Origin of the sequence: Williamwhitmania taraxaci (genome assembly GCF_900096565.1) — a bacterium.
GTDB classification, from domain to species: Bacteria; Bacteroidota; Bacteroidia; order Bacteroidales; family Williamwhitmaniaceae; genus Williamwhitmania; species Williamwhitmania taraxaci.
This window is the reverse complement of sequence record NZ_FMYP01000009.1, coordinates 71,783-81,733: the sequence shown is the minus strand read 5'-3', so window position 1 is coordinate 81,733 and position 9,951 is coordinate 71,783. Positions and strand designations below refer to the sequence as shown.

The following is a 9,951-nucleotide window of genomic DNA, read 5'->3' as shown; positions in this document are numbered from 1 at the left end:
GCTATGTCGAACCAAAAAAATGGCAAAATATCCACCAAGCAAACCTAAATACGCTAAGATTTAAAACCTAGCAATCGACCTGCGGATTTAAGGCACTAACAAATTACCGAAAGCCTATTTTACAGCATTTTGCGCTTCTTTTAACCTTTAACTTTTAACCTTTAACTATTTAACCTACCTTTGCCCCCCGAAAAAAATATCAAAAAGCGATAATGGGACTTCAATGTGGTATAGTAGGACTGCCTAACGTGGGCAAGTCGACACTCTTTAATTGCCTCTCGAACGCGCGGGCGCAAGCAGCAAACTTTCCGTTCTGCACCATCGAACCAAACCTAGGGGTTATTACCGTTCCCGACGATAGGCTCAATACGCTGGCGTCCATCGACAAGCCTACCCGAATTGTCCCCACCACCATCGAAATTGTGGATATTGCCGGACTGGTAAAGGGCGCAAGCAAGGGCGAAGGGCTTGGCAATAAGTTCCTGGCCAACATCCGCGAAACGGATGCCATTATTCACGTGCTCCGCTGCTTCGACAACGATAACATAACCCACGTAGATGGTTCCATCAACCCGCTACGCGATAAGGAGATTATCGACATGGAGCTCCAGCTGAAAGACTTAGAAACGGTGGAGTCGAGAATCAGCAAGGTGGAGAAGATGGCCAAAACCGGTAGCGACAAGAGTGCAAAAAAGATTTACGACATACTATCCCAATACCGTCAAACGCTACTCGAGGGCAAATCGGCTCGTGTGGTTCAACTCGACAAGGAAGACCGAAAGTTGGTTGGGGACCTCATGCTCCTTACCGACAAGCCCGTGCTCTACGTTTGCAATGTAGATGAGGCATCGGCAGTAAGTGGAAACAAATATGTAGATATTGTACGCGATGCCATAAAGGACGAAAATGCCGAAATGCTCATTATTGCCGCCGCAACAGAGGCCGACATTACCGAGCTGGACACCTACGAGGAGCGCCAAATGTTCCTTCAGGAAATTGGATTACAGGAATCGGGCGTGGTTCGCCTCATAAAATCGGCCTACAAGTTGCTCGATTTGCAAACCTACTTCACCACCGGTGTGCAGGAAACCCGCGCATGGACTTTCCACCGCGGAACCAAAGCACCGCAAGCTGCAGGAATTATCCACAGCGACTTTGAGCGTGGTTTTATTCGCGCCGAGGTGATTAAATATAACGATTACACCACACTTGGCTCCGAGGCCGCCTGCCGCGAATCCGGCAAAATTGGTGTGGAGGGCAAGGAATACGTGGTGCAGGATGGCGACATTATGCACTTCCGATTTAACGTGTAGCTTACCAGCAAAACAACCACAGAGGCACTGAGACCACGGAGGGAATGGTTATCAACTAGACTAATTTCATGAAGTGCGATATTTATAAGCGGGGTGACTTTTCGAAAGAAAAGCCGCCCCGCTGTTTTTATGCTACTTGAAGGTGCATTGCTTCGCCCCAAAGGGATGCGATGAGACTTTAGAATGACATACCGGCAAAAACTATATTGCAACAATATAGATGAGGGCAGTTACGTCGAACTTTAGCTATAGGACGCAAACAAATCGCTAATTTTCCGTATAATTGTCATGCATAAGTTAGGTGTAATAACAGCCAAACACTTCGAAAATAATGAACTCTATTATTATAACCCCAAAAAGCGAAGAGGAACTCAACTTCATTAAGGAAATACTCCGCCGGATGAACATCGCCTCCGCTGAACTATCGAACGAAGAAAAAGAGGATATTGGGCTGGTAGAGCTGATGAAAAAGGTCGATAGAAAAGAAAAGGTTTCGAAGGAAACAGTTATGAAGAGCCTTGGGATATGAAGGTTGAATTCCTCAGCAGCTTCAACAGGGATATTGGCAAGCTAAGCCAATCGGTAAAAAACGATGTTGCCCATGCCATAGCAGAGGTTGAAGAAGCCACTAAGCTTGCGGAGATAGGGAACATAAAGAAGCTGAAGGGATTTAAAAACGTGTATAGGATACGAATTGGCGAATATAGAGTTGGGCTTTTCATTGAAAAGGGCACGGTAGAATTTGCCCGAATAGTTCACCGTAAAGATATTTACAAGGTTTTTCCATAGGCACTAGAAATCACTCACGGGGTGACTTTTCTCGACAGAGAAGAGTACCCCGCTTATTTTTTTGCATACTCGAGTTCGCAACGCCACTTCAATCAAAGGTGTGTAAGCGCCAAGATTGCTGCAAGACTCAAGAGAGTGGCTACCTGGAGCGATCGAATTTAAAGAATGAAAACAAATCACCAATTTTCCGTATAATTGCAACAGCGTTTAAACGAGCTTAATGGAGGTATTATGCAAACGGTAGTCATAGAACTCACAGACAACGATTCGCTCAAGGCATTGCAGGACTTAGAACGCAAGCATTTGATTCGCATCGTAGAAGAACCAACACGAGCCAACTATTCTTTGCCCGGTGAACCTATAAGCGATGAGGACTTTAAAAGTTGGGTGAACTACACAGAGAATTCACCCACAGTAAACTTAACCGAAGCCAAACAGCGATGGGCAGAGCAAAGGAAGAAACTCCAAAAGCTTATTCGCTAAGGCTAACGGAGCACGCCCTAAAAGACATCAATAGCATTACCGGCTTTATTGCATACATTAAGCACGAGCCATTAAACGCTATCCGAGTGGGTGATGCTATTTTCCAAACAATCGAACGAATTGAAAAAAGCCCACTTGCTTTCCATGAGTGTAAAGAGCTTCCAACCAAAAACAAAATCTACCGAAAAGCGGTTTGCCTCAGCTGACACATTATCTTCAAAGTAAAGTATTCGGATATAGTTATACTCGGAGTTATTCATGGAAGTCGATTGGCGTCAAAAACAAGAAGGCTCAGAGGAATTAGGTAATTATGCACTTCCGATTTAACATGGAGTTTTTTAACATGGAGGCACAGAGACCACTTCGTGACATATCCATATCACGAAGTGCGATATTTATAAGCGGGGTGAGTTTTATGCTCACTTGAAGGTGCATTACCTGGCCTAAAGGGAGATTCGGCTAATTCCAAAGGAAGCCAACCTAACGTTAAACCCCAGCGGGCTAACTATAAAGGGCGTGAACCTAACTTTTACCCTCTACAACCTAATTAAAAGCGAGAATATTCTCGGTATAAGTTAGAACATTCTCGCTTAAAGGGAGAACAACCTCGCTAAAAGCGAGAATCAAGAACCTTTGTCAGCTAAAAATTCTAGGTATAAGTGAGAACATTCTCACTTGAACCCAGAACGTTCTCGCTTTAGGGTAGAACAACCTCACTAAAAGCGAGGTGATCGAGGCAAAAACTTAGCCATTTGGGGTAAAAAGGGAGAACTGCCTACCAAAAAGAGAGGTGATTCCACTCAAGGGTAAGGCCAATGATCATTAGAATTAGGCCTAGCACAAAAAAAGCACCACTAAAAAGCAGAAGGGGCGACTATTCTCTACTGAGAATATCCACTGCTTCTGTTTTTTGACGGTCGACAATAACTCCAAATGGAAAGTTGATTATACGGATAGTTTACCGAAAGTAGACTTAACCAAGATCAACAAGCAATGGCCGAGCAAAAGAAGAAGGCCAACGACAATTCGTTAAGAATAAAACTAACCGCGGTCGTTGCTACTTCAGCAGGAATAATCTTATTTGCATTCTGAGATATACTCCCTCAACTTATTAAAGTAGGTCAGCCGTGTGTTAATATTTATCAGTTCGAATTGGCTTCCATCTTCCGCATCAAGAAAAAGCGTATCGTAACAAACATTCTTAAAGTTGCGCGATTTCGTGGATGAAGACTGCATATCCCAAAAACTAACCAGATAATCGGCCCCTACTAAACAATTTTTGGGTATAAGCCGGTCTGTCAGCCAAGGGACCAAATAGTGTATTTTCACAACATCACTACTTACATATATTTCACAGGCATACCGTAAAAAAGAGTAATAATAGAACAAAATCAACACAGTCGTAAAGACAATATTGTTAAACAAATCCCACTGCTTCATAACTAAAAAAACAAAAAGCATAACAGAGAGTAATGGCCATAGATAAAGTGACAATGGCCTCCTTGAGAATTGAATATATTCGTATTCCTTCATGATCAAGTTATCAGTTCGACTGTAGGTAAATCCCTCCATGCTCGCGCGGACATTTTTCCTGTCCGTGCCCCACAAACCCTTACAAGTGCGAATATAGCCAAAAACCATTCCTCACCACCTCAACCTCCATATCTTTTGTATATTTACCCATCCAAAAATCACATCCATGAAGCAGCTACTATTCATTTTATTTATAGCGCTCTCCACCACAGCCTTTGCGCAGGATGATGTTGAATACTACTTTACCTTCAACGTAGAGAACAAGGAAGTATTGAAGGATATCACCCGCATAATATCAATAGACAACGTAAAGGATTTGCAGGTGTGGGCCTATGCTTCGCCCAAGGAGATGGTTAAATTCAAAGAATTGGGCTATCGCTACACGCTGCTTAACAGACCATCGCTGCTTAACACCAGAGCGGTGAATATGGCCACAACCCTAAGCGAAATGGCTGCATGGGATCGCTACCCCACCTACGAGGTTTACCGCGCCATGATGAAAAAATTTGAAGCTACCTACCCCACCCTCTGCAAGCTCGATAGCATTGGCACTAGCGTAGGCGGACGAAAAATATATGTGGCAAAAATATCGGCCAATGTTTCCCAAGATATAGGCAAGCCTGCCGTGTTTCTTACCAGTACCATGCACGGCGACGAAACCACCGGCTATGGCCTCATGCTTCGGCTAATTGACAGCCTCCTTACCACCTACGGACAAGCCTCAGCGGTTACAAATCTGCTCGATAAAGCCATCGTCTTTATAAACCCCAACGCCAACCCCGACGGCACTTACAACGGCATTACTTACTACGACGGTAACCAAAATTTAAATGGGGCCAGACGCTACAATAAGAATGGGGTTGACCTTAACCGCAACTTCCCCGACCCCTGGTTTGGGAAGAACCCCGATGGAAATACAACCCAAACCGAAACACAGATAATGATGGACTTTGCAAAAGCCAACCCCATTGTGCTTTCGGCCAATTTCCATGGCGGCACCGAGGTGGTAAACTACCCATGGGATTACCACCTAACAAGCGAAAAGACCCACCCGGACAAGGAGTGGTTTCTGACGACATCGTTAGAATACGCCCACTTGGCTCAAACAGATGGCAACTCATCATACTTCACCGAAATTGAAGCAAATGGAGTAACCAACGGAGCAGATTGGTATCGGATCACAGGGGGCCGACAAGACTATATGGGCTACTGGCACCACTGCAAAGAAGTCACCATAGAGATTTCTCTCACAAAGTTAGTAGGATCGGATCAGCTGCCCTACTACTGGCGGGCCAACCGCAAATCACTTTTTGCATATATGAACAGAGTGCTTACTGGACTTTACGGCACGGTTAAGGATAGCGATGGAAATTACGTAAGAGCACTCGTCACTGCCAAAAACCACGATAGCGATAGCACCCAAACTTGGAGCAACGCAACCACCGGAACATACTACCGACTAATCGCTCCGGGGACCTATACCTTCGCCTATTCCGCATTGGGATATAACACAGAAGAGAGGACGATTACCATTGGATCGTTTATCGACCGCAAGGAGGAAAACGTTGTTCTCACAAAAAACACATCGTCGGCCGATCAACTCAACCAGCCGATACGCACCTTTTATATTAAGGGCAGTGGTAGTGAATCCCAAATTATTTACTTCGCCGAGACACCTGGAATAGTTAGCCTTACCATATACAATTCACTGGGACAAGCCATAGCCAACAGGAAGGTGCCCTCTATAGCTGGCGAGAACCAATGGTCAGTCAGCAGCATCATGAATCAGGGAACCGTAAGCAGCGGTATTTACCTCATCACCCTTACCCATAACGATAAAAGAGTTACCCTCAAATTTGTAATTTCGAAGTAGTATAGCAATAACATTACTCTTAATATGAAGCATTTCGCATTAATTATTCTGATTAGCATTACCCCTTTACTGAATACGCAAGCACAATCGAACAAACTGCAGCCACCTGAAAGACCAAAACTTATTGTTCAACTTGTTGTTGGACAAATGCGCAACGACTTTCTACACCGCTACTGGCAAAATTTCTCGGACGATGGATTTAAAGTCCTAGTAAACGAAGGTTCGTTTTGCAAGAACGCCAACTACAACTACCTGCTCACACAATCGGCACCCGGAATTGCCACCCTCCTCACGGGAGCGCAACCAGCCTCACACGGTATAGTCTCCGACCGCTGGCTGAACCGATCCAACAACGAAATGGTTACCGCCACCTTCGACAAGCGCTACCGCGGTGTGGGTGGCGATGATATGTATGGTTCGCACTCGCCTCGCAACATGATGGCCAGCACCCTTGGCGATGAGCTAAAGCGATGGAATCCTGCATCGAAGGTTTTCGCGGTCTCACTCGACCCTCAGCAGGCAGTCCTGGCAGCAGGGCACTCGGGTGATGGAGCATACTGGCTAAACCCCTACCATGGGACATGGATGACCAGTAATTTTTACCAAAAAGAATTACCCGAGTGGGTCTCCGATTTTAACAAAAAACAGTTTGCCGAAGACTATGTGCAGCGCTCTTGGGAAACACTACTTCCACTGGGCAACTATATATCACCGGACATTTCGGCTATCGATACCATTAAAAGAAAAGACATAGAAGAAACCCGAAAAAATCCCCTCACGCTTATTAAATCACTCTTTGCAGAAAAGGCCAAGGACAAAGATTTCAGCATCCTCGCTGAAACCCCGTACGGGAATAGCTACTCAAAAGATTTTGCGCTATCGGCCATTGTAAACGAAAATTTGGGAAAGGATGACGCCACCGATCTGCTTACGGTTTACTTTGCTCCCACTGCCGACATTTGCAGGAAGTATGGAACAAACTCAGTGGAGTTGGAAGATGCCTACTACCGCCTCGACTCCGAATTGGCGCACTTCATGAAATTCCTAAACGAAACCATTGGGCGTGAAAACGTGCTGGTAATCCTCACCTCCGACCACGGAACTTCCGACAGCCCTGGAAAGAAGGGAAGCGTTCGCGTCCCAGGAGGAACCTTCGAACCGAAGCAGTCCATTGCCCTACTAAAGAGTTACCTCTCGGTAACCTATGGCAAGGGAGAGTGGATTAAGGGCTACGATCAAAAGCAGATTTTTTTGAACCGCAACCTAATTGAGGATAGCAACATAAACCTCTCCGATTTTCAGAATAAGATAAGCGAATTCATGGTTCAGTTCTCGGGGGTTGCCACCGCTACCACCGCTACCACCATGACAAACATGGCCTTCAGCGAGGGCAACCTATTCAAGATGCAGAACAGCTACAATATCAAGCGTTCGGGCGATATAATTTTCTTCCTTGAACCAGGATGGACAGAGAGAGGGGAAACTTCATCGGCGCAAAGCAGCCCCTACAGCTACGACGCACACGTTCCCCTAATATTTTATGGATGGAAAATTAAGCGCAAAAGTATCTTTACCCCCATGGATATTGCGGATGTAGCTCCAACCATTGCCACCTTCATCGACATTTCGTGGCCCAACGCCGCAAGCGGAAAACCATTGGAGGAGATGTTTAGGTAGAACCGTAGTAATTCCCTAGAGAAACAAACGCAGCAGTAAAGGCGCAGAGTATTACGTCTCTATTGCTATGAAAAAATCTCATGCAGAGAATACAGTAAATCTATAAATCACGTGCAATTAAAAACTATTGCAACTAAACCCATGACAATAAAGCTACACATCACACTACTCATCATCCTATTATCGATGGGCGCTGCCGCCCAAACCTCCGGTTATGCCATTGGCACAGAATATGGAATATATGCAATCACATCACCCGGCAAAACGCGCAGTTCAGGTCCGGCAGGTACCTGCATGGGCATAATAGCAAACCATTTTCCCAACAATAAACTAGCGATCTACAGCGGCATATACATTTCCGAGCAATTCACAGGAGTTACCTTCTACCGGATCCCAGTAAGGGCAGCATATACCCTTGGCCGTAGAAACGTAACCTGCTTCGACAAAAGGAATAATAATGGGTATGGAACGGCTACGCCACCAAGAAGGGGAACTTCAACAGACATTTTGGATTTGCTGCTTTTAAGGTTTGTTCCCAGAACACTAGAGATAGAAGGAGGCCTATCCATGGGGTATTACAGCAAAAAGACAAGCGAAACTTACGAAGAAACAACCACCACCATCGTTGACTTCGGCAACGGTAACTACTCGTTCGTGAGGGAGTCAATTCGATCAGAAAACAGCAACGTTCAGTTTGTGCCCACCATCGACTTAGGCTTGCGCTGGTGGTATAAGGTATGGAATTTCAGGCTATATGTTCACCCAACCTACTCCTATATGCCATGGGGAGACAATAAAACCACAAGAACCAACCTTGATACCCAAAAGATTGAACACTTAACCTCCCATTCCTCCTTCACCGTTACCGGAGGATTAATGTACGTTTGGGACTACGAGTAGGTAAGAAATGGCTTAGTGGGAATGAACCACCTGGGCCAATCTGGCAATAACGCCGAGGTCGTTTTCGGCAGCATTGCCCACTACCACAATGTCAGCACCAGCCGCTAATGCAGCAGAAACGGCCACTTCATCGCGTAAACCACCGCCCACTATAATGGGCAACTTCACTGCGTTTCGAACGGCAGCAATTAGGCTTGCAGGCACTGGATTTTTGGCACCACTGCCCGCTTCGAGGTAAAGCATCTTTAGCCCAAGCATCTCACCGGCCAGCGCGGTGGCTACGGCCAACTCGGGCTTATCGGCCGGAATAGGCAGGGAATTGCTCACATACTGCACGCTGGTAACCGAACCTCCGTCAATCAGCATGTATCCCACCGGAATAACTTCGAGCCTCGATTTTCGAATAAGCCCTGCCGATAAAACCTGATTTCCTATTAAATAATCAGGGTTTCTACCCGATATGAGCGACAGGAACAACAATGCATCAGCGTTGGGGACAACCTGCAAGGGGCTTCCAGGGAACAGCAGCACAGGAATAGAGGTGATTCGCTTTATTGCATCAACAATGGAGGTTAGATCGCTAGAAACATAGCTTCCGCCCACAAAAACAAAATCGATATGAGCCTCAGTGGCCTCTCTAGCCATGTTTTCGGCCGAAGCAACTGTATGCTCCTCCGGATCGATAAGCAGCGCAATTTGCTTCCGGAAGGAAATCCCATTTAGAATGTGATTAATTACGTTCAATGCTTACTGTTTTGATTAATGGTGAGTGCTACTATATAATCGTCAACCTTATGAAAAAACACCTGCTGGGGAACGCCAAGCGGTTTTAGAAAAAAAACAGCTTCATCCGAAGATGGTTGCAATGCCGTTGTAAGCTTAAAATCGTCCTTTAAGGTGAAGCAATGCTGCCCCATAAGTTTAAAAAGAGCCTCTTTGGAACACCACGCTCTTGTTATAGCTTCGCACGCATCGTCCTTTGCAACTAGCAGTTGTTCGTTGTCATCCAAAAAGCGATGTATTACCTTTGTTGGTCGTGCCGAAACACGCTCCACATCTAAGCCAACGGAAAAAACAGGATGGTAAAGAACACCAACCATTTGATGCGAATGGCTAATACTAATATGCCCTAAAACTCCATTCAGCATAGGTTTATTCTCGGCATTGTAGCTAATATAAACCTCGTTCCCAAACGCCTGCTGTAAAACAAAACGAGATGCCAACCACTCCAGCCTCCGGCTAGTAGCACTAAACGTTGCCAAAAGAAGCTGGTCGGCAGCAGATAAATTAAGTTTATCAAGAAAGAAAGATTCTTCCTCCTCAATTCGCCATAGCCAAAGGTGCGCATCGGCAAGTAAGCTGCCATTGAAGACTAGCCCCATG

General features: G+C 45.5%; 10 protein-coding genes. 7 read left to right on the top strand and 3 right to left on the bottom strand.

Going from position 1 to position 9,951, the window contains the following annotated elements:
- The first annotated feature begins 212 nt into the window (after positions 1-212).
- From ychF to BLS65_RS03965, 4 genes are all read left to right on the top strand, one after another.
- Positions 213-1,313, top strand: coding sequence for a redox-regulated ATPase YchF (ychF, locus tag BLS65_RS03980; RefSeq protein WP_092436094.1), 1,101 nt, complete (start codon positions 213-215; stop codon positions 1,311-1,313).
- Positions 1,314-1,644: 331 nt separating this feature from the next.
- A complete protein-coding gene (locus tag BLS65_RS03975) occupies positions 1,645-1,842 on the top strand; it encodes a hypothetical protein (RefSeq protein ID WP_092436092.1) in 198 nt (65 codons plus the stop codon).
- A complete protein-coding gene (locus tag BLS65_RS03970) occupies positions 1,839-2,102 on the top strand; it encodes a type II toxin-antitoxin system RelE family toxin (RefSeq protein ID WP_092436090.1) in 264 nt (87 codons plus the stop codon). The genes BLS65_RS03975 and BLS65_RS03970 overlap by 4 nt, the downstream gene beginning before the upstream one ends.
- A 231-nt stretch (positions 2,103-2,333) precedes the next feature.
- Positions 2,334-2,585, top strand: a complete 252-nt coding sequence (locus tag BLS65_RS03965) for a hypothetical protein (RefSeq protein ID WP_092436088.1) — start codon at positions 2,334-2,336, stop codon at positions 2,583-2,585.
- A 71-nt stretch (positions 2,586-2,656) separates the two neighbouring features.
- Here the strand turns inward: BLS65_RS03965 and BLS65_RS18710 are convergent, their stop codons facing one another.
- Complete coding sequence (locus tag BLS65_RS18710) at positions 2,657-2,845, bottom strand: hypothetical protein (protein ID WP_092436086.1); 189 nt, start codon at positions 2,843-2,845, stop codon at positions 2,657-2,659.
- 1,439 nt (positions 2,846-4,284) lie between these two features.
- Here BLS65_RS18710 and BLS65_RS03950 point away from each other — a divergent pair.
- The 3 genes from BLS65_RS03950 to BLS65_RS03940 all read left to right on the top strand — a co-directional run bounded on the left by BLS65_RS03950 (position 4,285) and on the right by BLS65_RS03940 (position 8,568).
- Positions 4,285-5,991, top strand: a complete 1,707-nt coding sequence (locus BLS65_RS03950; protein ID WP_092436082.1) for a M14 family zinc carboxypeptidase — start codon at positions 4,285-4,287, stop codon at positions 5,989-5,991.
- A gap of 24 nt (positions 5,992-6,015) precedes the next feature.
- Complete coding sequence (locus tag BLS65_RS03945; protein WP_092436081.1) at positions 6,016-7,668, top strand: alkaline phosphatase family protein; 1,653 nt, start codon at positions 6,016-6,018, stop codon at positions 7,666-7,668.
- 141 nt (positions 7,669-7,809) lie between these two features.
- Complete coding sequence (locus BLS65_RS03940) at positions 7,810-8,568, top strand: hypothetical protein (protein ID WP_092436079.1); 759 nt, start codon at positions 7,810-7,812, stop codon at positions 8,566-8,568.
- Positions 8,569-8,580: 12 nt separating this feature from the next.
- Here the strand turns inward: BLS65_RS03940 and BLS65_RS03935 are convergent, their stop codons facing one another.
- Together BLS65_RS03935 and BLS65_RS03930 are read right to left on the bottom strand one after the other, a co-directional pair.
- Entirely contained in the window at positions 8,581-9,312 is a 732-nt protein-coding gene (locus BLS65_RS03935) for a phosphoglycerol geranylgeranyltransferase (protein ID WP_092436077.1), read from the bottom strand.
- The gene (locus BLS65_RS03930) at positions 9,309-9,950 is read right to left on the bottom strand and encodes a 4'-phosphopantetheinyl transferase family protein (RefSeq protein WP_092436076.1); all 642 of its coding nucleotides are present in this window, start codon (positions 9,948-9,950) and stop codon (positions 9,309-9,311) included. The genes BLS65_RS03935 and BLS65_RS03930 overlap by 4 nt, the downstream gene beginning before the upstream one ends.
- Between the last annotated feature and the right edge of the window lies 1 nt (position 9,951).